The sequence below is a fragment of the Thermogemmata fonticola genome (genome assembly GCF_013694095.1).
GTDB classification, from domain to species: Bacteria; Planctomycetota; Planctomycetia; order Gemmatales; family Gemmataceae; genus Thermogemmata; species Thermogemmata fonticola.
Map to the genome: position 1 here is coordinate 1 of NZ_JACEFB010000007.1, position 25,316 is coordinate 25,316.

Below are 25,316 nucleotides of genomic sequence, written 5' to 3' on the forward strand. Positions count from 1 at the left end.
CACTCAACACAACCCAGGAATTGAAGCGCGAAATTGTCTTTCACATGCAGTGATGCCGAAAGGCGTTTGAAACGGCGATGCGTGATGCGCCGCAGGCCGCCTTGGCCTTTCACATGCAGTGATGCCGAAAGGCGTTTGAAACTTTTGTCCGGGTGGGGCTCGAAGCGGACCCCCATGCTTTCACATGCAGTGATGCCGAAAGGCGTTTGAAACTCTTCCAGCCAGAGGAGGGCGGAGGCGATGGCATGTCCTTTCACATGCAGTGATGCCGAAAGGCGTTTGAAACGGCGTTGAAGTTCGGGCTGGTACCGCCCACCACAGCCCCTTTCACATGCAGTGATGCCGAAAGGCGTTTGAAACAGGTCAGAAGAGGTAAGTTGAAAGAGCCTAGTAGGACTTTCACATGCAGTGATGCCGAAAGGCGTTTGAAACTTGTGATTTTCATGTCAGTGACAAGGAGGTTATCAACTTTCACATGCAGTGATGCCGAAAGGCGTTTGAAACGCGACCTCAGCCGGCCTGGCTGGGGGAGTATCGGTCTTTCACATGCAGTGATGCCGAAAGGCGTTTGAAACATTCCAGGCCAAGCCAGGTCAATTATGTAGGTTTCTTTCACATGCAGTGATGCCGAAAGGCGTTTGAAACTCTTGCGGCTTACTAACAATTACCTTGCCGACAATTTTTCTTTCACATGCAGTGATGCCGAAAGGCGTTTGAAACGCGGGACCTGCGGGCCTGGGATAACCGCTCCAGGCTCCTTTCACATGCAGTGATGCCGAAAGGCGTTTGAAACACATCGTGGCGTCACCGTGCCGCGTGGACGGCCCCTTTCACATGCAGTGATGCCGAAAGGCGTTTGAAACTAACTCTCTCAATTCAACCCAGGCGGAATAATGACCTTTCACATGCAGTGATGCCGAAAGGCGTTTGAAACATCCACCCGTACAGCTCCATGAATTCCGGGTCTAACTTTCCCATGCAGTGATGCCGAAAGGCATGGGAAGTCATCCCCTCTCCCGAAGTTTCGGGAGAGGGGAAAAAGGGGTGAGGGCCAGCCCCTGATGCCGCAAAGGCGTTGGACATACGAATCCCAGAAATCGCTAACTGTCAGCAGTTCAAGCGAAGTGTGAAGTCGAACGGTCAACGGGGTGGTTAGTCGGCGAAGAGCCAGCGGGCGAGGAGTTCGGCTTTGGCCTCCCAGGTTTCGGCTGGAAGGCGGAGGCGGGCGGCCTGTTGCTGGGGCGGTAAACCGCTGCGGAGGCGCTCCAGGACCAGGCGGGCGAACTGTTGCGGGGTGTCGGCCAGATCGGCGGCGTCGGCCCAGGGTTGGAGTGCGGGCAGGCGGCGGGCGACTACGGGTTTCCCCGTGGCCAGGTATTCCAGGAACTTGAGCGGCTGCATGGCCTGGGTCAGGGGGTTGTCGCGATAAGGGGCGATGAGGACGGCGGCGGCGGCGCCGACGGCGGGCAGGTCTTCATAAGGCACTGCTGGCAACATGTACAAATTTGACAATTGTGTCAAATCGCGGGGCGGGGCGTCCTGTGGTCCGAGGAGCAGGAGGCTGCCGCCGGTGGGACAACGTTGGAGGGCGCGGCTGAGAGCGTGGAGGCAGGCGGGGTCGAGGCGCTGGTCGATCAGGCCCCAGTAGATGATCCAGGGCGGGGGAATGGCGAGAGGCGGCTGCCAGGCGGCGGGGGGATGCTGGAAGCGGCGGGCGTCCACGCCGTGGGTCAAAAGCAGAGTCGGCAGGCGGTGCGGGGGGAGGCGGTCGAGGAGGCGGGGATGGGTGATGATGAGGCGGTCGAGGCGGGGAAAGAGTTTTTCTTCACAGCGGCGCAGGGTGGGGCCATCCCAGCCGGGCCAGGCGGCGTAGTCATCGAGGCAGTAGTAGACCCAGCGGCGGGCGGGGACCCGGCCAGGCAAGTCGGCGACGAGGGGCAGCGTGGTCAGGACGACGGGAGGTTCGGGCCAAGCGGGCAGGGAGCGGAGGAACTGGCGGGTGTTGAACCGGCGTGCCCAGCAGGAGCGGAAGGCGGGCCAGAGGAGGGGCCGGAGAACCCGGGGAGCGGCGGCAGGGGAGCTGACAGGCGCTTGCCACCAGCGGCGGAGCTGTTCCCAGGCGCGGCGGAGGTTTTGGACATTCCATTGCCAGCGGCGCAGGCCGATGACTTCGACCCAGGTCACCGCGGTGCGGTCCAGCAGACGGCGGATGAGATGCTGGCAACTGGAGGGGTGGCGGCCCCAAGGATCGGAGAAGACGAGGAGCGGGGGAAGCGGTGCGGGCGAGGGGGCATTCACGGCTCACTCCTGGTCCGGCAGCGGAGCGGGGCAGGAGGGGGGGTCTGGCGGCGGGACGGCGGAAAGGGCGGGGTCTGCTGACTGATTGCTGTCAGCAGAGGGTGATGGGGCGGTGCGGAAGCGCAGGACGCGGGCGGGAACTCCGGCAGCCACGGCGAAGTCCGGCAGAGGACGGGTGACCACGGCCCCGGCGCCGACCACACATCCCCGGCCCACATCCGCCAGGACGATGGCTCCGGCGCCGATCCAAGAGCCAGCGCCCACGCGCACCAGCCGCCGCTCGCCCCCCTGCTCCCGGATGGGCCGGCTGGGATCCTCGAAGGCGTGGGTGTGTCCGCCGGAGGGGATCAGGACGTGCCCGGCCAGGAGGACATCCCGTTCCAGGTGGACCAGTCCCAGGAGGCAGCGCGGGCCGACGTAGACGTTCTCTTCCAGCACCGCGCCGCATTGGGAGAAGAGCGTGCCGAACTCCACAAGCACACTGGAGTGACAATGGGCCAGCACCTGCTGGAGGAAGGCGCGGCGGAGGTACTGGCCGGTGATGCCCGGCAGGAGGGACAGAAGCTGAGAGGCGGACTCCAGGGCGCGATCCGGCCCGAAGAGGCCGCTCTGGAGACGGTAGAGGAGGAGCAGAGGCAGCACCAGAATCAGAGCCAGGGCGCGGGCAGCGGCTTTGAGCCAGCGTTTGAGGGGGTTCCCGGCGCGCGGCGGTGTCCCATCCCTGTCACCCTTCCCGTGCACGGTTACGCTCCGAATGCAGAGTTGGCACTGGGGCGAAAGAAGGTTTTGCTCCACCCCCGAAAGCCCAGGGCGGCGGATGATTTTTTGGCTGCCAAGGATTCCGACATGAGGTATTATAGGAGCAATGCGTTGGTCAGGACCGGCCACGGTGGCGGTGTCGGCGCAGCAGCCAACGGATGGGAGGTCAACGCCCATGACCGACCCAATTCTCGAACGCTTCGCTCAGAGCTGCGGGATGCAGCAGGCGCTGGAGCTGCGCATTCATTTGCACGACGGAGACAAGCTGGCGGAAGGGGAGATCGAGTCGCCGTTCGTGCTGGTGGGGCGGGATGATGCCTGCGATGTAACACTGACGGACCCGGAGGTGGACCCGCGGCATTTGTGGCTGCAAGTGCTGGAGGGGCAGGTTTACGCGGTGGATTTGGGGAGCCGGGCGGGACTGCTTTGGTCCGATGGGCGGCGGGGGTCGGGCTGGCTGCGGCAGGATCGTTCCCTGAGTGTGGGTCCGTTCGTGCTGATGTTGCAAAGGCCGCCGGCGGAGTTGGCCGAGAGCGAGGCGTTCCCGGAGGAGTACCAGCCGCTGCAATCGGATGCGACCCTGGCCTGGCACTTCCCGACCGCGGTGCTGGAGTTCCGTAACGGCAAGCGGGCGCGGGACCGCTGGCAGGTGAACCGACGGCTGACGCTCATTGGCCGAGCGCCGGAGTGCAAGATCCGCCTGTCCGCCGAGGACATCAGCCGCTATCACTGCGGCCTGGTCTTCACGGCCAGCGGTTTGTGGATCGTGGACCTGTCCGGCCGGGGCGTGGTGGTGAACGGGGAGCGGATGCGGGTGTCGCCGCTGGCAGACGGGGCAGACTTGTGGGTGGGGCGCTTCCGCATCGGGGTGCAGGTGGGCGCCCCAGCAGCGGGGTCAAGGGGAAGCGAGAGGCCGCCAGGGGTGACATCCGCCGGGCCAGGCAGGCCGGCCTCTCCCGCTAGCCGATCGTCCGCTTCCGGACTGGAGGAACCGCAGCGGGGAACGCCGGCGGAACCGCCGCCGTCTCTGCACGACGAGGACGAAGTCCCCCTGGGCATTCTGCCTTCTTCCAGTTCAGCCTCCGCGGCGGGTCTGTCCAGTTCCCACATCATGGCGGAAGCGTTCACCCCCGGCACGAGCGGCGGCGAAGTTTCGCAATCGATTCTCATCGCGCAGTCTGGCAGTTTGACTCCCCCGCCCCAGCCGCGGCCCACCGAGGCCGGTTCCGTACTGGAGGAGCTGTCTGCCTCATTATCCCGTGCCGGGGCGGAAGAAGCGGGGAGCAGTGCGGTGGCACTGGCTGAAACCCGCGGAGCTGCCGCGGCGGAGACGCGCGAAGAGGGCCGCCTGGTCCTGCTCCTGCGGGAGATCGGGCAGTTGCACCAGCGGATGGCGGCGCTGCTCCAGCAGTCCTGCGCGCTGTTGGTGGAAGTGGGGATGCATTTGCCGCCGGGGCAGCAGGCAAAGCTGGAGGAAACGCTCCACAGCCTGCGACGGGTGAGCGAAAGCCTCCAAGGCGTGCACGCGGAGCTATCCCGTTGGGCCAGCGAGACACCGCGGGAAATCCGGCATCCACCGCCGCGAGTGCGCCCGCCGATTCCGCCGGCGCCGATTCCTTCCTCACCCCCCTTCCCTCCTTCGCCCCCCTCGTCGGGACCCTCCGGGGAAGCTGCCGATCCGCCCGCCGATCCCACCGATGCGTCCATGTTGAGCACGCTGCCGCACGCCCGCGTGGAACCGCGGAGCAAGTCCCGCCACAACAGCGCTGGGTGAATGGCCCGCCTTCCCCTCCGCCGGGGCGGAGCCGAGAGAGGCCGAGCGGCAGCCCAGCGCGGGCATAAGAGTGACAAAGTGTTATCACACCAACAGCAGAGGGCTGACTCCGGGCGCGAGGATGCGAGGCGTGTCTGCCGGGCCGTCAGGCGGGCAATCCCGGCCAGTCGATCCTGCCGGTGAGGCGGCGGAGGGCGTCCCGGTATTTGGCGGCGGTGCGGGCTGCCACCTCCGGGGGCAAGGGCGGCGGCGGACTCTGCTTGTCCCAGCCGCAGCTCTCCAGCCAATCGCGGACATACTGCTTGTCGAAGGAAGGCGGAGAAGAGCCGGGGGAATAGGACTCCTTCGGCCAGTAGCGGGAACTATCCGGTGTCAGCACTTCGTCAATGAGCAAGAGGGTGCCGCCGGGTGTCAAGCCGAACTCCAGCTTGGTGTCCGCCAGGATGAGGCCGCGTTCTTCGGCATAGGCGGCGGCGCGGCGGTAGATGTCCAGGGTGCGGCGGCGCAATTCTTCGGCCAATTCCCGGCCTAGCCGTTCCTGCATCTGGGCCAACGAGATGTTTTGGTCATGCCGCCCGCCTTCCTCCTTGGTGGCCGGGGTGAAGATCGGCTCTGGCAGGCGCTCGGCTTGACGCAAACCCGGTGGCAAAGGAATGTCACAGACCGTGCCGCGCTGGCGGTACTCGTTCCAACCGCTGCCGGCCAGATAGCCGCGGGCCACGCATTCGATCGGAATCACCGCCGTCTTGACGACCAGCATGACCCGTCCGGCTAGCTCCGGCTGCTGAAACGCCGCTGGCAAATCTTTCAGCTCCGTGCTCAGGAGATGGTGCGGCACCTGAAGCCACTGAAACCAGAAGTCACTCAGCGCGGTCAGGATGCGCCCCTTGTGAGGAATGCCCGTCGGCAGCACCCAGTCGAAGGCGCTCAAGCGATCCGTGGCCACGATGACCAGGCGGTCCCCCAGATCGTAAATATCCCGCACCTTGCCGCGGCGGCAGGGGTAGCCGGCAATGTCGGTCGTCAGAAGAGGGGCGTCAGACAGGTCGCTCATAGAGGCATCCTAGGAGGCAGCCCTGGCCCAGGAAACAGGCGAAGAAGGCAGCACGCCCGGGGGGACTCAAGCGGCAAGGCCCCTGGCGCCAGCAAGGCCAGACTTAGCGGACGCGGGCCTGGAAGCGGATGACACCGCCCTGTCCAGGCAGCAGGTCGCCGACCAGTTCCCAGCGGAGTTGCTGCGTACCACCTTCCTGTTCCTGGAGGAAGAAATTGGCAGCGCGGCTGCTCTGGGACGAACCGGGAACATACTCCAGGCGCGGGCTGAGATGGTCGGTGATGGCCAGTTGGCTCAAGGGTTGATCGCCGCTGTTGAAGAAGCGAATAGTGATGGTGACCACGTCGCCGGGCTGCTTGGGTCCCGGAGGGTCGATTTGCTTGCTGGCGGTGAGCGGGGCGAGGGTGGGGTACGCCGTCAATTGTTCCGGGGCGACGAGGACGGCGGCGACTTTCACGCCCTGGACTTGAGCAACAGCTTCCAGGCGCTGAGCAGCCGCAAAGAGGGACGTGCCCGTCTGGCTGAGATAGAGCGACGGCCTGAGCTGGCCGCTGAAGGCTTGCAGGCGCTGGTAGTGGAAGTCGGCGCGCGGCTGCTCCCGCTGCCGGACGGCCAGGGGGAAGCTCCGCTCCTCGGCCAGGGCAGCATGGTGGACGGCATAGACTCCCTGGGGCAGCCATTCGGCTCGGCGGAGGACGAAGCGCGGGGCGCAGAGGCGCACGGGGTTGGTCGTGGCCACGCGCCGCTGCTGGCGGAGGGTGTACTCCACGGCGACATCGCCCACATCCAGGCCGCCGAGCTGCTGCCGGGGATTGATTCCCAAAGGCCAGCCGCGATCCCCGCCGTTGAGGAAGCATTCTTCCTGGAGCGGTTTGGGACCGGCCAGCGGGTCGAAGGGAGGCACGTGCCAGACGGGAAACTGCGGGGGCCGCATCGGGGCGGGCAGACGGGCCATCTCCGGCAACAGGATGGTGTTGGCGATCGCCGCCTGGCGCAACTCCTCCGCGGTCGGCAGACGGTTCCCCAGCCGCAGCACCACGAACAACCGGCCCTGCTGCTCGGCGTGCTGGCGGGCCGTCGTTTCATTGGCATCGTTCAGTTCCAGAGGCGCATCCGGCGTGGTCGCCGCCGGGATCGCCCGCGCCGGGTCTTCCAGATAGACATACTTGACGACCACCCCTCCGCTCAGCGCCCGGCTCAGGTCCTCCCGGCTCAGGAGCAGAGGCACGGGAAAATCCTCGGCCCGGATTCCCCCGCGGGACAGCAGGCTGCCATACACCGTCACTTCGGGATACAGCGCCGTGGGCGCCTCCGGCGGTACGAACAGCTCCGGCGGTAAATTCGACAGCTCGAAGCGGTAGCTATAGCCGGGGCGCAAACCCAGGCGGACCGAACCAGGGTAAAGCCGTGCCGCCGACGTGCCGGGATAGACCGTCACGCGCACCCCCTCCGGCAGCAGGAAGCGCACGTAGGTCAGCGGCGCCAGGTCCGCAGCCGGAACCCCAGGGCGCGGCGCACTCGGCCCGCTCGGATGGCTCGGATCGCTCGCTGGAGCCGCCGGCACCACCCCGCCGCCGATCACCGCGGCTAGCAAAAGCGGCATCAGGCCGGCACCCACACCTGGCCCGACTCGCACCCTGCGCTGCATCCGTCCCATGCGCACTCCTGGGAGCATGCTCCATTCCCCCCACCACGAATCCCGGCAGCTTCCGCTCTTTCCCCCATGGCTGCCGATGCTTCCCGGCGGCTGCCGATGCTTCCCGGCGGCTGCCGATGCTTCCCGGCGGCTGCCGGTTGTCCCCCGGCTGTTTCTCACGTTGCCGGTCTGATCGGCCCATACCTGAGCGCGGGGAGAAACCCAGGGCACCTGCCTCTGGCCCGCTGGCTACACTTCCGCCCGTCCTGAGCTGGAGGAAAAAACCAGGGGCCGTAGGATTTTACCGCCCCGTTGGGGCTTCCGCGCCGTCGCCCGCGCTCCTCGCTTCCCCTCGTCGTTTCCCCTGGTCCTGGGCGTCAGATTCGGCGAAAAAACGGCCCGCGGGTGTTCCTTGGTCCCGCAGGCCGCCCTGAGCTTGTCTGCACAGTGTGACCATGACCCGCAGGCGGCTCTGGTCTGTCTGCGTCGTGTCACCATGACCCGCAAGCGGCCCTGGCTGTCCGTAGAGTGTCACTTCACGGGCGGTAGGACGGCCGGGAGCGAAGCTGGACCCTGGGCGGCACTCGGTGGTGCGGGCGGCACCGCGGGCAGCGGCGGCAGCGGAGCGGGGCCAGTGACACTCCGTTCCGGCGCGACCGATCCCGGCACAGGAGCTAGCGGCGGGGCCACGCTGGGCGAAGCCGGAGCACTGGGCGAAGCCGGAGCGCTGCTCACCGTTCCCTTTTTCGGCTCCGGCGGCGGGACCGGCATCGGCGGCGTCGGCGGCATCACCCGCGGCGGAGCGGCCGGCGGAGTCACCGCGGGCGGAGCATTCATCGCCGGAGAGTTTTTGTTCTCCAGATCGATGTTCCCCAGGCGGATGATGCACAGGATGCTGCCGCGGCTCTGGGCTTCCTGGATCGGGTCGGCTCCCGGCGGCAAGCGCGTCGAGACCAATTCCTCCGCCCCCGCCACCGCAAACTCCTGATTCTCCCGATCCGGCAGGTAGATCACCTTGACCACGAGATTGCCCGCCTTGGCCTGCTGGAAATCTTCGCTGGTGAAGCTGACGGGCACACTGGAATGCGCCAGGAAGGTCAGCGTCTTGGGATTACCCGGCGCCACTTCCAGGGTGGGGTAGAAGGTATCGCCGACGAAGTCCGGTCCGAGATTGCTCAGGCGCAGGCGGTAGATTTGGCCCTGGAGGAAGTTGTAGGCCGCCGGGGCTTTCAACCCTTGCTCGCTGAACTGTCCGTTGGCCAACTGCCAGGTGATGGTCATGCCGGCGGGGCCGGTGAACTTGATCGACGTGCGTCCCATCGCGGCGGGCGGCGCGCCCAGCGGTCCAGTCGGCATCATGCCCGGCACCAGGGCACCCACCGCGGCCACCGCACCCGGCGGACCCATCCCCGGCACCGGCAGAATCCCTTTGTGGGTTTCGCTCACGACCGGGGCCGAAGTGCCGCTGCTGACCTTGGCCCATTTGTCGAAGTGCGGCCCGAAGAGGGGGGCATGGGCACCAGGCACATGGGCGCAGGTGGTGCAGCCATCGTCCGCGGGACGGAGCCAACCGGCCGGCCGCACGGCACTCCCACCGCTACTGCCGCTGCTGGAACCCGAAGCGGGCATCACCCCCCGCGCCGCAATCACCGGCTCGCCGCTCGGACCAACCACTCCCGGCACCACCCGGCCGTAAGTGACCGTATTGTATCCCCCCGGACTCGCTGGCCGCGCGCCGTCAGTGCTCACGCAGCCGCCTCCGAAACCGGCCAGTAACACCAATGTCGTCGCCGTTCGTTTCATAGTCCCCCCCACATACCCCGTGCGGACTCCGCAACCCTAGGATTCCATTTCCTCGGAATCATCTTCGGCACCGCACCGGCCTGATCTTTGCTCAAACTCGTAAAGATTCCCCCAGGCTATTCGACAGATCGGTCAGGCGTCTTCGGCACCGGAGAAAAAATCCTCTCGCTCGGCGGCTTTCCGCCGTTGGTCCGGCGGGAGTGATTCGTCTCTTTGGGTGAAGAGGGGTAGAAGAGGCAGCGGCAGGGACCGGACCGGGCGCACGCCCAAGGCGGGTAAGCTGGGATAAGCTGGGAAAGGGCTGCTGGCCTCGGCGCTGGGCGGCAGCGGCGGCGGGAAAAACTCCGGAGGAGGCGGACCTTCAGGCGGGATGGCAACGTATGGGCAAGCTCCTCGTCATCGCCCCAGCGGGGAAAGAGCGGCAGCAACTGGTACGCTGGCTGGAGCACTTGGGCCATGCGGCGGTCCCGGCCACTCTGCGCGACCTGGAGCCGGAGTTGCTGCGCCGTGTGGATTTGGTCCTCGCCTCCACCCGTCTGCTGCTGAACACCGACTGGTCGCGTTGGCCCCGCGGAATCGCCTGCCCCCAGTTGTGGCTTCTCGATGCTCCCCTCCCGCCGCAGCAGCTCCGGGAGCTGCTCGCGCCGCTCCAGCCGGTCCGCTGGGGTTACCTGGCCACCCCTTTCACCCGTGCGGAATTGGCCGCCGCCCTCGCCGCCTTGCTACAGCCCGATTCCGCCGCGCCTCCCGCCGCCGCCTCCCCGGCCTCGGCCAGTGCCCCGCCGCCTTCCCCGACCCCCGCCGGTGCCCGCCCTGCTCCGCCGCTTCCGGGAGCTGCCGCTGCCCTTGCGCCTCCCGCCGCCGGCCCCCTACGCGTCCACGACTGCCTCGTCAACCTGGAGCAGCGCTGCATCCACCGCCCGGATGGCACCTGCATCCGCCTGTCCGAAATGGAGGCGGCCATCTTGCGTTACCTACTGACGCACCGCTCGCGGGTCATCAGCCGGGAGGAACTCTTGCGACAAGTCTGGGGCATTCCCGCCGAGGGCTTAACGACTCGAACCGTGGACATGCACATCGCCCGCCTGCGCGCCAAGCTCCGCCCCGCCGACTCCGACCCCGCCTCAGCCCCGGCCATCGTCACCATCCGCAAGCGCGGCTACCAGGTCGGCCCCGCCTGGTGCGAACCCCCCGCTCCGGCTCTGTAGGTCTTCCCTACGTCGGCAGGTGACAGGAGGACGACATCACAAATACCAGGAAGACAACACCACAAACGATCGGCTCGCACCTTTCCGGCAAGGCGATCTACCTTTCCGGCAAGGCGATCTCCAGGAGAACTCACTCCACCAGGGGATACCCCTGGAGAAATCGCCGCCCCAAGGATACTCCCCGGAGGAATTGTTCGCCCAAGGATACTCCTCAGAGAAATCACGCACCCACACGCTATTCCCCCAAGGCATCGAGGCATCACTCCCCGGAGGAATCGCCATGAGCCAATCCCTCTCCCCAGTCCCCGCTCCAGGGATCAATCGGTTGACGACGCGAGTGGCGGGCAGCGTGCTCAGTTTTCTGCTGGCAGTGACGGCGAGCATAGTCCTGGGGACGGAGCCGCCCCTTCCCAAGGCAGAACCGCCCCTTCCCAAGGCAGAACCGCCCCTTCCCAAGGCAGAACCGCCGGGGAAAAAGACGGAACCGCCCGTGATTCCCGTCGGTCTGGATGCTTACCGGCAATGGGATCGCTGGTACCTGCAACGGATTGGCGTGCGGGCTTACATGCGCAGCACCTATGACCGCACCGGCGGGAACAAGGGAGCGGACTCCAGCCACTTTCTCTATCAGACCGCCGACGACTTCAACGTCACCCTCGATGTGCTTGGACCAGGCGTGTTGTACTTTGCCCGGTACAATCACTGGCACGGCAGCCCGTGGCATTATGAGGTGGATGGCCGAGATTTCATCGTCCAGGAAACCGGCACCGCCGACCCGGTCCATGCCCGGAAGTTGACCCGCACCGTCTTCCTGCCCGAAAAGGCCTTCCCGCATCCTCTGACCTGGACCTGGCCGGTCACCCAAGGCGCCGACCTGATGTGGGTGCCCATTCCCTTTGAACGCTCCTTCCGCATGGCCTATGGGCGCACTCACTACGGCACCGGCTATTACATCTACCATCTTTTCGACCCCAGTGCCAAGCTCTCCCAACCGATCCGTTCCTGGACCAGCGACGATGCGCCGGCGTCCGACGTGCTGGAGTTGCTACGGCGGAGCGGCACCGATTTGATTCCCGAACCGGATTCCCCGGACGGGCAGAAGCTGGAGCTACGGGCCGCCACCGGCCAGGGCGATCTGCCGGCTGGCCAGACCCAAAAACTCGTGGAGTTGACCCAGGCCCCGTCGGTCCTTCGCGCATTGGAGTTTTTTGTGCCGCGTACCCAAGCCCGCGCCTTCGGCCGGGCCACGCTGCGGATCACCTGGGACAACCGCGCCCAGCCCTCGGTGGAAGCGCCCCTGGCCCTCTTCTTCGGCGCCGGCACCCTTTACAACCGCAACGCCGCCGAGTACCTGGTTCGGGGATTCCCCATGTTCATCCGCTTTGAGGCGGAGCAAGTGCGGCTGAGTTGTTTCTTCCCCATGCCGTTTTATAAGTCCGCCCGCATCGAACTAGTTGGCGCCCCCACCGAGGGGGTCTCGAACATCCGCTGGCGCGTCCGCTTCATGCCCCTGCGGGAACCGCCATCCCACGTCGGCTATTTCCATGCCACTTTCAGCGACCATCCGACGCCGGAATTGGGGCACGATCTGCTCCTGCTTGACACACGGGGGGCGGAAGGCGTGCCAGAGTGGTCGGGCAGCTTCGTCGGTATGTCCTGGATTTTCACGCATCGCGGCGAGCTGTCCACCCTGGAAGGGGACCCGCGCTTCTTTTTCGACGATAGCCAAACCCCGCAGGCCCAAGGCACCGGCACCGAGGAATGGGGCGGCGGCGGCGATTACTGGAAGGGTGGCCAAACCTCGACCCTTCCCCTGGCCGGCCACCCTTGCGGCGCTCCCCGCAATGAAAAACCCAAGTCCGACGACGATCTCATCCATTCCGCCTATCGCTTCCTGCTCGCCGACCTGTTCCCCTTTGGCCGAAGGGCGATCATCCGCTTGGAACACGGCGGGCAGAACGAAAGCACGGAACATTACCAGGCGGTCGTCTACTGGTACGGTGCCCCCGCCCCGGCCCTCATTCCCACCGACAGCTTGAAGATCGGCGATCCCCAAAGCGAGACCAGCCACCGCTACGTCTCCCCTCAGGCCTCCGCACCCTACACGATCACCTCCCGCTACGAGTGGGGGCCGGACGAAGTGAGAAAGGAACCCCGCAAGGTGCTCGTCGTCTATCCCGAACAAACCGACACGGCCCGCAAGACCCGCGGCACTTCCGAGTTTTCGATCCAACTTCGGCCCGACAACTGGGGCGTGCTCCTGCGGCGGAAACTGGACTACGCCTACCCCCATCAACGGGCCGACGTGTACGTGGCCGAGGAAAGCGACGGCCAAGTGGGCGAGTTCCAGAAGGCGGGGACGTGGTACCTGGCTGGCTCCAGCACCTGCGTCTATTCCCGTCCGCCGGAGGAACTGGGCCAGACGCAACACATCGTGGTCACGTCCAACCGCCGCTTCCGGGAGGACGAGTTCATCATTCCGGCGGCGCTCACACGGGGCCGATCCCGCCTGCGCGTCCGCCTCCAATTCGTCCCGGTGGAAAGGCCCCTCTTTCCCGGCTATCCCTTGACCGAGACCGCCTGGACGGAGATTGCCTACACCGCCTACTGCTGGGTGCTGCCGGAATGGAAACCTTGACAATTCAGGCGATTTAGTACATCTATACACCGGAAGCGTGAAACGGGGCGGGCCTCGCCTCCGGGTTCACCCACCGTCCTTGTCCCCCGTTCGCCCCGCTTCCCTGGCCATCGACCGGCCAGGCTAGCCACGGCTTTTTCCGCCGACTTGGGTCTCGACCCGCTCGTCTCAATTCCGCTGTCTTGGCGTGGACTTGGCGTCTGGATCGGCCTGTCTTAGCCCCGCTCGATCGACTGGAACAGCTCGCTCATTTTCATGCCCAGGGCCAGGCAGATGCGGTAGAGCGTCTCGATGGAGGCGGAGTTTTTCCCCAGTTCGATCTGGCTAAGGTAGCCGAGGGAGATGTTGGTGCGGTCGCTGACGTTGGCCAGGGTGAGGCCCAGGCTCTTGCGCCGCTCGCGGATGGCGTTGCCCAGGGATTCGCGCAGGGCCTCTTCGGTCATGCGCAAGAGGCCCTTGCTTTCCAGGCAGCGGAAGACGGTGTCGCGGAGCTGATCGACCTGGAACGGCTTGGTGATGTAGTCGTAGGTGCGGGCACGCAAGCAACTCAGGGCGCTATCCACCGAGGGGTAGCCGGTCACCACGATGATGTTGGCCTGGGGCTGATGGTCCCGCACCCAGGCGAAGACCTGCTCCGCTTCCAGACCGGGCAGCACATAGTCCAGGATGATGAGGTGGTACTGGGTGGGGGAGGCGAGCGTGGCTTCCACGAGGGCGGGATCGGAGACCGTATCGATGATGAAGTTACGGCTGGAGAGCGCCGCCTGGATCACCGAGCAGGTTCCGGGATCGTCATCGATGATGAGGATGCGGATATCGCCGGCGGATTGTAAATCGCGCATGGCAGGTTGGGGCCGGGTTCGTGTCCCCGGAGCTTTGAACACGGGTTTCGGAGTTTGCGTCAGGCGATCATCGATGTCAAACGGCATGGATGCTATCCTCCAACAACCTGGGTGGCCGGATTTTTACTGCTTGTGCTGGCCGGGGCGGGAGTCGTGGCAGCGGGGGTATTGGCCAGAGGCAAAGCGATGCGCACCTGCGTGCCACTGCCCGGAGGCGGCACCGGTTCCAAACTGATGCCTCCGTGATGGACCCAGAGAATGCGGTAAGCGATGGCCAATCCCAATCCGCGATGCCGGACTTTCGTGGTGAAAAACGGCTCGACGAAGAGGCGGCGGCGGACCTCCGGCTTCAAGCCCGTGCCGCTATCGACCACCTGGATCACCACATGCTCCCCCGGCTGGAGGCGGCCCAAAAACGTCCGCGCTTCCGCAGCCGAGAGAGTCTGCACCCGGGCGCTGATGCGCACGCTTCCCCCCTGGGGGCAGGCCTCTACCGCATTTTCCAGAATGTGCCCCACCACCACTTGCAGCGCCGGCGTGTCCAGGGCCACACTCGGCAGTTGCACCGGCAGCTCCTTCTCCACGCGCAGGTGGGGATGCATGTGCGGCTTGAGCCGGCCTTCTTCCCGCGCCACCGCCAGGGCCACCGAACCGGCCGTCGGCTTGTGCTGCCCGCTGCGGCTGAGCTGATGCAACTGCTGCGTGAACTGAATCCCGCGCTGCCCCACCTTGGCGATCTCGGCGATGTAGGAGGCGGCTTGGGAACCGCTCGGCAAAAGAGGCAGAGCCAAATCCGAGAAACCGATGATGCCGGTGAGGATGTTGTCAAAGTCGTGGGCCATGCGCCCGGCGATGACGGCAGCGTCCGAGAGCCGCTGGTGCAGCCGCTGCGGATCAATGATCGGACCGGCCAGCACTTGCAGCACCGGGGTCTGTTCCAGCACCCGGCCGGTCAGTACCAGATACGCCTGCTCAAACTCGCCCCAGGGCTGCTCGCGGGGCGCCTGGGCCCAGACCGCGCCGATTCCCCGCCCCGGCAGAGTGATCGCCGCAAAATACCGCCCGCTGCTCTCCGCCGCGCTGTAATGCACTCCGCTTTCCCCGCCGCGCAAACGCCGGAGGGCATCGGGGGCTTCCGGAGGCACTTCCCGGCTCGCCCCACCCCCCTGCACCGTCAACGCCGCGAGTTCCTCGCCGGTGGGCACCACCAGCCCGCAGCTCTGCCAGCCGCACACCGCCGCCCACCGCGCCAGCAGATGCTCCAGCACCGCCGGCTCCGTCCCCTCCGACCACCACTGCGGCACGAATTCCAGCCACGCTCCCATTTTGCTATTTCGTGCCATCCGCTTTGGCCTCCTCCGGCGCCTCCGCCTCTGCACCCATAGCGTGGTCTTCACTATCTTCAGTGAAACTTTCAACCTGTATCTAGAACGCCTTCAAGCGATGTCAAATCGTTTCACCTCACTTTTCCCGCGATGACACCCGCCGTATTCCTCAATCGCTTGCGGCACTAGCAGTTACGCAGCGGCCAGACTTGCCAGCTACTATTGTAGAGAAACCATTCTTCTTCAGGCCGGTTCTCATCCTTCCACTACAGCTCGGAGTCTGCGGGAACTTGTGTCGCCCCGTGCCAATGCTTTAGCCCCCCCTACTCTCGACCCGGCCACAAATTGCTTCCTCCGCGTACCAACAATTCTCACGGGGAGGAGAACAAGTTCGCGCCGTTTCGCTTGGGGCATGAACATAATTCGTTTTTCCCCTCAATTGCGGACAGAGTGAAACTGAGCCGCTCCAGACCGGCAGGAAACGAGGCAAGTCCGGACTTTTCAGGAATAAGTCAGGAACAAGTCAGGAACTCATGAAGGAACTCATGAAGGAACTCATCAGGAACAAGTCAGGGAAAGGAACAAGTCAAGGAGCTGGCCGCGCCTGCCGCCCGCGATCCTGGACTAGGGAAGCTGATGGGAGAAACAACTAGATTCGTCGAGGGACCAGCCAGTTCAAGCAGCAAAAATAGAGCTATTGATTGAGGCGTCAGCCGTTAGCTCTGCGTTTTGGGATCGATCCAAATCCGTCTCAAGTGAGTGGGGTCCAGGTGGTCAAAATCGCGGTCAGTCGTCAGAAGCGTGCAGCCGCTGGCCTTCGCCGTCGCTGCAATCCACACATCATTGTCTTCCATTCTGGTCCCCTGCCCCTCGCTGAAACATGCGATCTCTGCATAAGCCGAAAATATCGCCGGATCGTTGATGTCAATCCCGATCAACTGCTGGAGCAGCTCTCGCATCTTGGACAGTTTGTTATTGCCCCAACCCAGCAAGCGCGCCAACTTTTCCATCTCGCCCACCGTAACCACGGAAATCAGGCAGCGCGTGATAATAGAGCCCGCAGGTTGTATTGGGTCTGGATCCGCTGGCCCAAGGACTTGTTTCGAATCAAGTGCACCAAGATATTGGTGTCGAGCAAGTGATCGGTGGGCATGTTTTAGCTCAGGCGGCGGAGTGCTTCCTGGATTTGTTCGTCCGTTTCGTCTCCCGGCCATTTGCCAACGATGGCCGCGAGTTCCCCGCGAGCTGCTTGTCCCCCGATGATCCGCTTCGAGCAGCCTGGGGGCAGTGTTCCACGGGGGATTGTGGTGAAGAAGCGGTCCTGCTCCAACGCCGGCACGATCTCGTTGGCGTCGATGCGCAACAGTCGACCGGAAGGACGGAAGACTGCCGTGCCATAAACCGTGACGGGGCAACCGAGCAATCCCTGCAACTGCCGCACGTCACCTTGCACCAGCACTCCCGGGGCTTTCTCGCCGCTGTCCAATCGAATCTCAAACCCCTGGGTACTGGCCCGAAGCATGTCGAGCGTGCCGTAGAGCTTCAGGCGTCGCGGCAGAGGTGTTGTTCGATGTATGCTCTCCGCCGTGTGCAGCACCGTCCGATTCAGATGCGGAGTCATCCCATTTTTGTGCCGTTGACTCCCGACTTCGATGTCGCCAAAAATGCCACGCTGGAATAGGGACCGCAGCTTTAAAATGTGCTTCAACAGCCCCCGATCATATCGATCACTGTCGCGGCAGTCGGACGAAATGTCTGCCAGCACATCGCCCAACACCTCGAACCCTGTATCCACCGGTTCCGGCCTCGATGGCCAGAGTTCGGGCTGCTGATAAAGCTCCGGGGCGGCTTCCCCCAACCGTGGCGCTTCAAAGATCAGTTCGCTCGCGTCATCCCCCTCATGACCGATGAATCGAATGTCCGTTGCGGCCTTGAACCATCCAGGCTTTTTGCCCGGAAAACGGCTTTGTCGTCGGAAGGCCATGGAAACGGAGTCCGCGATCAACACCGGCAGCCACTGAATGACCATCCCCACTTGGGGCGGCAGGCGTTTGCCGTAATGGTGGTCGCTGGTCAGGATGATGCGTCGAGTCTCAGGCACGGCCCACCTCCTCCCGCTTTCCTGACCTGGAATGGAGATGTCTGTCTCTCAGATCACCCCCCTCTGCATAAGGGTAGCCTGTAGAGTCAGTTCAATCAATCCACTTGATCACGGCCATGAGATGGAAGGCCAAAACCGTTCACTGGATCGCGGCTGTTATCTGATGGGAGCGCAAAACTGTTCGCCCACCGTTTCACTGTTTAGCGTTCACCTTGGGCTTTCAGGAACTGCCGATAACGTCATTCATTTGAACTGGGGTCCCTCACTCCTTGTCCGCTTTGGGTTTCGGTTCGAGGCGTTTGAGGGCGGCGGCGGCGGCTTCCCGGACCTTGAGATGAGGATCGCTTAGACGCTGACGCAGGCTGCGGAGGGCCTCGGCGTGGTTCTGGAGGGCGGGTCCCAAGGCGCCAACTTCTTCGACCACGGCCAGGCGGACTTCGTACTCCGGGTCTTTGAGCAGGCTGAGCAGTTCCGACAGATGCTGGATCAGCTCCGGTCCGTGGAGCGCGGCGAAGGTATGGACGGCTTCCTGACGGACGCTTTTGAGAGGATCGGAGCGGGCCAGGCGCAGGACCTCTGCGGCGCTTCCTCTTGCAGCCGTTTTGAAGCTCCCTAGCACACGCAGGGTGCGCAGACGCAGTTCGCCGTCCTCCTGCTGGAGCAGTTGGTGGAGCGCCTGGAGCACGGCGGGGGTTTTCTCCTGGAGCAAGCCGAGGCTGATGACGATCTCCCAGCGCAGCTCGCGGTCTTTTTCCTGGGTGAGAAGAGCGGCGAGGGTGTCGGCGACGGCGGCGGCCCCAGCCGGTTCGATTCGGCCCAAGGCGCGCACGGCCGCTCGGCGGACTGCCGGGTCGCTATCGCGCAGCAGAGTGACCAAGTCGGCGGCGGCGGACTTGGCCTCCGGTCCCGCGACGGCCAGCGCCTCGGCGGCGGCGGCTCGGACGGCCGCTTGCGGATCGCGCAGGGCTTGCACCAAGCCGGGGACCGCGGGGCGGGCCAGCTCTTCATGCCGGGCCAGCAGCAGGGCCAGTTCCCGCCGCACGCGCGAATCTTTTTCCGCCTGCATGGCTTCGGCCAGCTCCTTGGCACAGGCGCGCAGGTCCCGTTCGGGCAAGCCGGCCAGCACCTGGGCGGCCGTCCCACGCACCGCGGCGGAGGTGTCCACCCGCACGGCGCGCAAAATCCCGGCCAGCGCCTCGGTGTAGCGATGCTCCTGCCAGAGCCGGCCCGCCGCTTCTGCTGCCAGCGCACGCTTGCGAACCGAGGCATCGTTGGCCAGCATGTCCAGCCACAGCGACGCTTTCTTGCCCTGATACTCCGGCTCCTGCGCCGCCAGCCGTGCGGTCAGCCGCCCCTCGCTTCCCAACCCCAGCACCAGGGGAAACAGCAGCAGCAGGGCGAATCCCCCGCGCCGGAGCACAACCGCCGCCCTTCCGCTTCCCCGCCACCCTCTGCATTTGGCATTGCTCATGAGGAATCCTCCCGGCTGGCAGAACGGCCTCGGCTCCCTTCCTCCCTCGTCCCGGCGGAGCCGCCCTAGCCCGCGACTGTCCGCGCGATCCGCCCCGCAGGAACGCAGCACCCGCCGCTATTGATTATGACGGTCCGCGTGCGGCGCACCAACCTTTTCCTTTGCCTCAGGAGCTGAAAAAAAGACGGCAGCAGGAACAACAGGGAGCGTCGTCCCCACCGCAGGCCGGGGAGTTCCCCCCCAGGAACAAAGAAGTGCACGCCCGGGATGAGGAAATCCCAGCAGGAAAAGGGAAGCGGGAAGGGGGCGGCTCAACTGCACCGCGTCGCTTTCGGAAAAAGGAAAAAGGGGCGGCTCAACTGCATCCCGTGGTTTCGCCGCAGGTGTCACAGCGGAGGCAGGCGCCGCTACGCACGAGGGTCAATTGGCCGCATTTGGGGCAGGGGTCGCCTTCGTAGCCTTTCTGACGAGCGAGGCGGATGCGTTCGGCCAAGGCCTGAGCGGTAGGACTGCTCCCAGCCGCCGGGCCGCTTCCCGCAGTCGGGCTGCTCCCCGCGGCAGAGTGGGCGGTAGTGGCATTGCGAACCGGGACGCTTGGGACGGCGGCGCTGGTGCTTCCGGCTGGAGCGGTTCCGCGCCCCCGCAACGGATGCAAATGGACCGAGCGCGGATGAGACACTCCTGCCGCCAGGCCGCTGGCTCCTGCACTGCCTCCTGCCGCACCGCCGGCCAGACCTCCGGGCACTTCCACCGTCCGCTCCGCCACGACTTCTTCCTCGTCGAAGTCTGGATCATCCTGTGGATCGTGCTGGGCATCCCCGCGTAAATCTTCCGGCATGACATGGGCCAGATCGTACCGCCCCAGATAGGTGATGGCCAGCTCCCGGAAGATGTAGTCGATGATCGAGGTGGTCATCTTGATGTGGGGATTGCCCTGGACCACGCCGTTCGGCTCGAAGCGGGTGAAAAGGAAGGCATCGACGAACTCTTCGAGCGGCACGCCGTGCTGCAAGCCCAGGGAGACGGCGATAGCGAAGCAGTTGGTCATGCTGCGGAAGGCGGCCCCTTCCTTGTGCATGTCGATGAAGATTTCGCCGAGGGTGCCATCTTCGTACTCGCCGGTGCGGAGGTAGATTTTGTGGTTGCCGATGCGGGCTTTTTGGGTGTAGCCAGCGCGGCGATCGGGCAGTCGGCGGCGGCGGGCAATGTAGCGGTGGACGATCTTCTCCGTGATCCGTTCGGCGGCCTGGACCGCGGTGCGCGGCGGTTCAGCGGCGGTTCCCACGCTGGAGGCCGTCTCCCGCCGGGCTTCGCTGCGGGAACTATTGCTGTCCGATTTGGCATTGGTCCCCGCCTCGGCCACCACGCTGGCCAGCAGCTTCGCTTCCGGGGAATCCGTCGTGCTGAGCGGCTGGCTGAGCTTGGAACCGTCCCGATAGAGCGCATTGGCCTTCGTCCCCAACTGCCAGGAGAGCCAGTAGGCCTTCTTCACGTCGTCGATCGTCGCTTCGTGCGGCATGTTGATCGTCTTGCTGATCGCCCCGCTGATGAACGGCTGGGCCGCCGCCATCATGCGAATGTGTGCCTCCCAGCTCAGGAAGCGCTGCCCCTTCTCCCCGCACTTGTTGGCGCAGTCGAAGACGGGATAGTGCTCTTCCTTGAGATGGGGTGCGCCTTCGATGGTCATGGTGCCGCACACATACGCCTCCGCCGCCTCGATCTGCTCCGGGGTGAAGCCCAGCCAGGCGAGCAGGTCGAAATCGCTTTGCCGCAGCTTCTCCTCCGGCACGCGCAGCACGGTGCGCAGGAACTCCTCCCCGATCGTCCAGCGGTTGAACACGTAGCGGAGTTTGAAGGCTGTGGGCAACTGCTCCTCGATCCGTTGCAGGATTTCGTCCGTGAATCCCTTGGCTTTGAGCGTGCCGGGATTGATGTGGGGGCAGCCTTCGAGCGTCCCCGCCCCGCGGACGTAGCGGACGATGTCCTCAATCTGCCACGGAGCATAACCCAGGCGGCGCAGCGCCGGCGGCACGGACTGATTGATGATCTTGAAGTAGCCGCCCCCCGCCAGCTTCTTGAACTTCACCAGGGCGAAGTCCGGCTCGATGCCGGTCGTGTCGCAATCCATGACCAGGCCGATGGTGCCCGTGGGGGCGAGCACCGTGACCTGGGCATTGCGGAAGCCGTGGCGTTGGCCCAGTTCGAGCATGCGATCCGCCTCGGCTCGCGCCGCCGCCAGCAACTCCGGCGGGCAATCCCTCTCCTGCAAGCCCTGTGGCAGGATCGTCAAGCCCTCGTACTCCTGCGGCGGAGCATTCCAGGCCGCCCGCCGATGATTGCGGATGACGCGCAGCATCGCCTCCCGATTGGCCGCATAGCGGGGGAACGGCCCCAACTCCGCCGCCATTTCCGCGCTGGTGCTGTAGGCCACGCAGTGCAGGATCGCCGTCAGAGCAGCACAGACCGCCCGGCCCCGCGGCGAATCATACGGAATCCCCTGCACCATCAACAACGCTCCCAAATTGGCATAACCCAATCCCAATGTGCGATAGTCATATGATCTGCGGGCGATCTCCGCACTGGGAAATTGGGCCATATACACACTGATTTCCAGCACAATCGTCCAGAGGCGAATCGCATGGCGATAAGCCTCCAGATCATAGTGGCCAGTTTCAAGATTGTAAAAGCGTAACAGATTGAGTGAAGCGAGATTACAGGCCGTGTCATCGAGGAACATGTATTCACTACAGGGATTGCTCGCGCGGATGCGGCCATCGACCGGGCAGGTGTGCCATTCGTTGATCGTGGTGTCGAATTGCACCCCCGGATCGGCGCAGCTCCAGGCGGCATAGGCGATCTGGTCCCACAGGTCGCGGGCGCGGAGGGTGCGGCAGGGGCGCGGCGGGCGGCCTTCCGCCTTGGCCCGCTCCAGCTCCGTGCGCCAATACAAAGGCCACGGGCCGTCGGCCTCCACCGCCTCCATAAACTCATTCGGAATCCGCACGGAATTGTTGCTGTTCTGACCACTGACGGTGTAATAAGCCTTAGAGTTCCAGTCCGTATTGTATTCCTCGACTTCGATATGCTGGATTCCTTGACGCCCCAATTGGAGAACGCGGGCTATGTAATTGTCAGGAATCCATACAGATCGCGCCTCCAGGATCGCCTGGCGTAAAGCCGAGTTCCGGCGTGGATCGAACCGTTCTTCTTCTGTACCGGCATATTGATGAATCGCCTGGAGAATCGCATTGAGATGTTTATTCATGAGGCGGGAACCGACGACCAGGTCCGCCACCTTCTGCTCCTCGATGACCTTCCACTGGATGAACTCTTCGATATCGGGATGGTCGAGGTCGAGGATGACCATTTTGGCAGCGCGGCGTGTGGTTCCCCCGCTTTTGATCGAGCCGGCGGCGCGGTCGCCGATTTTCAGGAAGCTCATCAGGCCGCTGGACTTGCCCCCGCCGGACAGCGGCTCCCCTTCCGCCCGCAGGGTGCTGAAATTGGTCCCGGTGCCGCTGCCGTACTTAAAGATGCGGGCCTCACGCACCCACAAATCCATAATGCCGCCTTCATTAACCAGATCATCCTGAATACTTTGAATGAAGCAGGCATGTGGAGCCGGTCTTTCATAAGCACTTGTGGAATCTTTGATCTCACCGGTTTGCGGATCGACATATTTGTGCCCCTGGGGCGGGCCGGAAATGCCATAAGCCCAGTGCAATCCTGTATTGAACCATTGCGGGGAATTGGGTGCCGCCATTTGCATGGCCAGCATGTAGACCAGTTCATCATAGAAGGCGCGGGCGTCGGCCTCGCTGGAGAAGTAGCCGCCCTTCCAGCCCCAGTAGGTCCAGCAGCCAGCGAGGCGGTGGAAGACCTGCCGGGCGTCGGTCTCCGTCCCCAAAGGCGTGTCGGAACTGGCTCGCTCGCTCCGCCAGAGCCACTCCGGCACTCCTTCCTCCGGCACCCGTCGCGTCTGCGCCGGCACACCGGCCCGCCGGAAATACTTCTGCGCCAAAATGTCTGTCGCCACTTGCGACCAGTGCTCCGGCACCACCACGTTCTTCATCTCAAAGACGACAGACCCATCGGGATTGCGAATCACCGATGATCGTGAGACAAAGGGAATGCCTGTATATGGGTCTTGTCCTTCACGAGTGAAATAACGCGGAATTTTCATTGCTTCACTCCCAGATATTGCTAGCAATCATTGCAAATTCGTGAACCTAGTCACTATCTCATACAGCTATCGTCTCATGTCTTGTACATTCCAGACATTAAATCCTGCATAGAGCACATTTGACGGCTGCGGCACCTGGACCCCAAATCACTCGAAGAGGTAGAAGGCGGATCCGGTTTGGTTTGTCCTCTCAGGGGATGGCGCGGCGATTCGCAGCGGTCCCCCCAAATATCCTATGATATACTAATTATCCGTCTATGTAACTGTTCAGTGGGTTATGCCACTGTTCCGGGGTTGGCGAGCCGGTGGGAGGAGGGGCCGTCCTCGGCCGCTTTGGGCGTTTCCGCTTCGCCGTTGCTTCCCGGCACCCGCGGTAAGGTCAATCCCGCCTGGTCTTGATATTTGCCTTTCTTATCCGCGTAGGATACATGGCAGACAGCTTCGGCTTTTAAGAAGATGATTTGTGCAATTCCTTCCCCCGCATAGATGCGGGCTGGCAGCGGCGTGGTGTTGCTGATTTCCACGGTGACCTTGCCGCGCCATTCGGGTTCCAGCGGGGTGACATTGACGATGATGCCGCAACGGGCATAGGTGGACTTGCCCACGCAGATGCACAAGACATCCCGCGGAACTTCAATATATTCGACAGTTTCCGCTAGTGCGAAACTATTCGGAGGAATCAATACGGAATCCGCTTCAATATCCACAAAGGATTTGGGATCGAAATGTTTGGGATCCACCACGCTACACCAGGCGTTGGTGAAGACCTTGAAGCGGCGGCCAATGCGAACATCGTAGCCGTAACTCGTCACCCCATAGGAGATGACACCGGGGCGGTGTCGGCCCTCGGCGAACGGCTCGATTTTGATATCCCGCTGGATCATCCAATCGGGTAGAACGCCCATGGCTGGCCCTCCGGGGGAGCGACTCTATCCCGCTGTCCGAAGCGGGATCCTGCTCCCAGTTCCTGATCGCAGGAGCGATGACGGCATCCAAGCTCGGCATGTTAGCATAGCCGCGCCGGGCCGGGCCTTCGCTAGGAGGGAAGCTGAATTGGCCCGCGCTTTGGTGCGCTGAGGATTGCGCGTGTCGCAAGGGCCGCACAGACTGCTCTTCCACTTTAGCCGTCACAATTCGGATAATAGATACGATCGCTTTATGAGCTTCCGGCGGAAGATTCGGGCCGGAAAACGAAACCCGCGGTAGCCAGGGAACTTTCAGGAGCAGGGACGATGGCCACAGGGTTGCTGACGATCACGGCGTTGCTGTTCGGTTTGGGGGCGGATGTGCCAGTGGAGCTGTGGCAGGTGGCCCCGGACATGAAGGGGAAGTCGGCGCGCGAGGAGCTGCGCAAGACGAAGGAGCGGGCGGTGGTGCTGATTCCGGGGTTGAAGCTGCATCCGGTGCGTCCGGCGCTGGCAGCCTGTCCGGAGATGCACAAGTGGCAGCAGCCGCGGGGAGAGCTGGTCCGTGCCCTGGCGGAGGATTTCGACGTGTTCGCCCTGGGTTATGCTCAGACGGCGCCGGTGGATGTGGTGGCGCGGGCGCCGGCGCTGCGGGCGGCGGTGGAGCTTCTGGAGAAGGCGGACTATCGGGAGATCGTGTTGATCGGCCATTCCGCCGGCGGAGTGCTGGCGCGCCTGTTTGTGGCGACGTATCCGCAGACGCGGGTGAGCAAGGTGATCACCACGGCGTCGCCTCATGCCGGTGCTCTGCTGGCCCGCTTGCCTTTCGGCTATCCGAAGATTCAGGCGCCGTTTGTGCAATCGCTCACCCCGGAAGCGCGGCGTGCTTTGGCCCAGCCGGTCGATGCGGACCCGAACAAGCCGATGGAGATGGTCTGCGTCGTGGCGCGCCTGCCCAAGCTTCTGAGCGACGGCCTGGTGGATGTGGACAGCCAGTGGCCGGCGGAGTGCCGCGCTGCCGGGGTGCCGGCTGTGGTCGTGGAAATCAATCACTTCGAGGTGCTGATGCATCCGGCGAGCGTTCAGGTGGTGGCCCGCTTGGCCCGCGAAAAACTCCGCCGCTGGACTCCGGAGGAAGTGGACCAGGCGGTCCGGCTGCTCCTCCTCAAACCGGGCAGACATCGCCGACCGTGAGGACCGATCGCTGAGCTTGAGACACGGCGGCTGAGGGGGGAACCGTTCGGCGGAACGGCTTCACCCGTGAGATGTCCTGCCTCCCTGCGACGCCTTGCTAGGAGAATCGTGGGCCAAAGTTCAGG

Annotated in this window: 15 protein-coding genes, 1 pseudogene and 1 CRISPR repeat array; of the genes and pseudogenes, 4 read left to right on the forward strand and 12 right to left on the reverse strand. The window is 64.2% G+C overall.

Annotated features, from left to right (window positions below; translation table 11 throughout):
* Positions 1-37: 37 nt before the first annotated feature.
* Positions 38-1,005: a CRISPR direct-repeat array (repeat unit 36 nt; unit sequence CTTTCACATGCAGTGATGCCGAAAGGCGTTTGAAAC).
* A 147-nt stretch (positions 1,006-1,152) separates the two neighbouring features.
* Positions 1,153-2,298 carry a glycosyltransferase gene (locus H0921_RS18330; RefSeq protein WP_194538055.1) on the reverse strand — a complete coding sequence of 382 codons (1,146 nt, stop codon included), beginning with the start codon at positions 2,296-2,298 and terminating at the stop codon, positions 1,153-1,155.
* A 3-nt stretch (positions 2,299-2,301) separates the two neighbouring features.
* Entirely contained in the window at positions 2,302-3,039 is a 738-nt protein-coding gene (locus H0921_RS10590; protein ID WP_315851878.1) for an acyltransferase, read from the reverse strand.
* Positions 3,040-3,232: 193 nt separating this feature from the next.
* Between H0921_RS10590 and H0921_RS10595 the strand changes: the two genes are divergently transcribed.
* Positions 3,233-4,831: an FHA domain-containing protein gene (locus H0921_RS10595; RefSeq protein WP_194538057.1), complete on the forward strand. Its 1,599-nt coding sequence runs from the start codon at positions 3,233-3,235 to the stop codon at positions 4,829-4,831.
* Between the two features lie 145 nt (positions 4,832-4,976).
* On the opposite strand, the gene H0921_RS10600 is transcribed toward H0921_RS10595, so the two are convergent.
* The 3 genes from H0921_RS10600 to H0921_RS10610 form a co-directional block, all read right to left on the reverse strand.
* Positions 4,977-5,885: a phosphoribosylaminoimidazolesuccinocarboxamide synthase gene (locus H0921_RS10600; RefSeq protein ID WP_194538058.1), complete on the reverse strand. Its 909-nt coding sequence runs from the start codon at positions 5,883-5,885 to the stop codon at positions 4,977-4,979.
* A gap of 103 nt (positions 5,886-5,988) precedes the next feature.
* Positions 5,989-7,542, reverse strand: a complete 1,554-nt coding sequence (locus tag H0921_RS10605; protein ID WP_194538059.1) for a DUF11 domain-containing protein — start codon at positions 7,540-7,542, stop codon at positions 5,989-5,991.
* A 510-nt stretch (positions 7,543-8,052) separates the two neighbouring features.
* Entirely contained in the window at positions 8,053-9,324 is a 1,272-nt protein-coding gene (locus H0921_RS10610; RefSeq protein WP_194538060.1) for a hypothetical protein, read from the reverse strand.
* A 380-nt stretch (positions 9,325-9,704) separates the two neighbouring features.
* Between H0921_RS10610 and H0921_RS10615 the strand changes: the two genes are divergently transcribed.
* Together H0921_RS10615 and H0921_RS10620 are read left to right on the forward strand one after the other, a co-directional pair.
* Complete coding sequence (locus H0921_RS10615; protein ID WP_194538061.1) at positions 9,705-10,532, forward strand: winged helix-turn-helix domain-containing protein; 828 nt, start codon at positions 9,705-9,707, stop codon at positions 10,530-10,532.
* 280 nt (positions 10,533-10,812) lie between these two features.
* Positions 10,813-13,170, forward strand: coding sequence for a DUF2961 domain-containing protein (locus H0921_RS10620; RefSeq protein WP_194538062.1), 2,358 nt, complete (start codon positions 10,813-10,815; stop codon positions 13,168-13,170).
* Positions 13,171-13,385: 215 nt separating this feature from the next.
* Here H0921_RS10620 and H0921_RS10625 read toward each other — a convergent pair whose 3' ends face one another.
* The 7 genes and pseudogenes from H0921_RS10625 to dcd form a co-directional block, all read right to left on the reverse strand.
* The gene (locus tag H0921_RS10625; protein WP_194538063.1) at positions 13,386-14,099 is read right to left on the reverse strand and encodes a response regulator; all 714 of its coding nucleotides are present in this window, start codon (positions 14,097-14,099) and stop codon (positions 13,386-13,388) included.
* 5 nt (positions 14,100-14,104) lie between these two features.
* Positions 14,105-15,355, reverse strand: coding sequence for an ATP-binding protein (locus tag H0921_RS10630; RefSeq protein WP_194538064.1), 1,251 nt, complete (start codon positions 15,353-15,355; stop codon positions 14,105-14,107).
* A gap of 698 nt (positions 15,356-16,053) precedes the next feature.
* Positions 16,054-16,551 (reverse strand): type II toxin-antitoxin system VapC family toxin, encoded by a 498-nt coding sequence (locus H0921_RS17910; protein ID WP_228499413.1) that lies wholly within the window; start codon positions 16,549-16,551, stop codon positions 16,054-16,056.
* Complete coding sequence (locus H0921_RS10640) at positions 16,494-17,438, reverse strand: hypothetical protein (protein ID WP_194538066.1); 945 nt, start codon at positions 17,436-17,438, stop codon at positions 16,494-16,496. Before H0921_RS10640 ends, H0921_RS17910 begins: the two co-directional genes overlap by 58 nt.
* A gap of 262 nt (positions 17,439-17,700) precedes the next feature.
* Positions 17,701-18,909, reverse strand: a complete 1,209-nt coding sequence (locus tag H0921_RS10645) for a HEAT repeat domain-containing protein (RefSeq protein WP_194538067.1) — start codon at positions 18,907-18,909, stop codon at positions 17,701-17,703.
* 355 nt (positions 18,910-19,264) lie between these two features.
* A complete protein-coding gene (locus H0921_RS10650; protein ID WP_194538068.1) occupies positions 19,265-23,092 on the reverse strand; it encodes a vitamin B12-dependent ribonucleotide reductase in 3,828 nt (1,275 codons plus the stop codon).
* Between the two features lie 365 nt (positions 23,093-23,457).
* Positions 23,458-23,997: pseudogene (gene dcd, locus H0921_RS10655) on the reverse strand (dCTP deaminase); the annotation flags it as partial.
* Between the two features lie 327 nt (positions 23,998-24,324).
* Between dcd and H0921_RS10660 the strand changes: the two are divergent.
* Positions 24,325-25,191 carry an esterase/lipase family protein gene (locus H0921_RS10660; RefSeq protein WP_194538070.1) on the forward strand — a complete coding sequence of 289 codons (867 nt, stop codon included), beginning with the start codon at positions 24,325-24,327 and terminating at the stop codon, positions 25,189-25,191.
* Positions 25,192-25,316 lie beyond the last annotated feature (125 nt).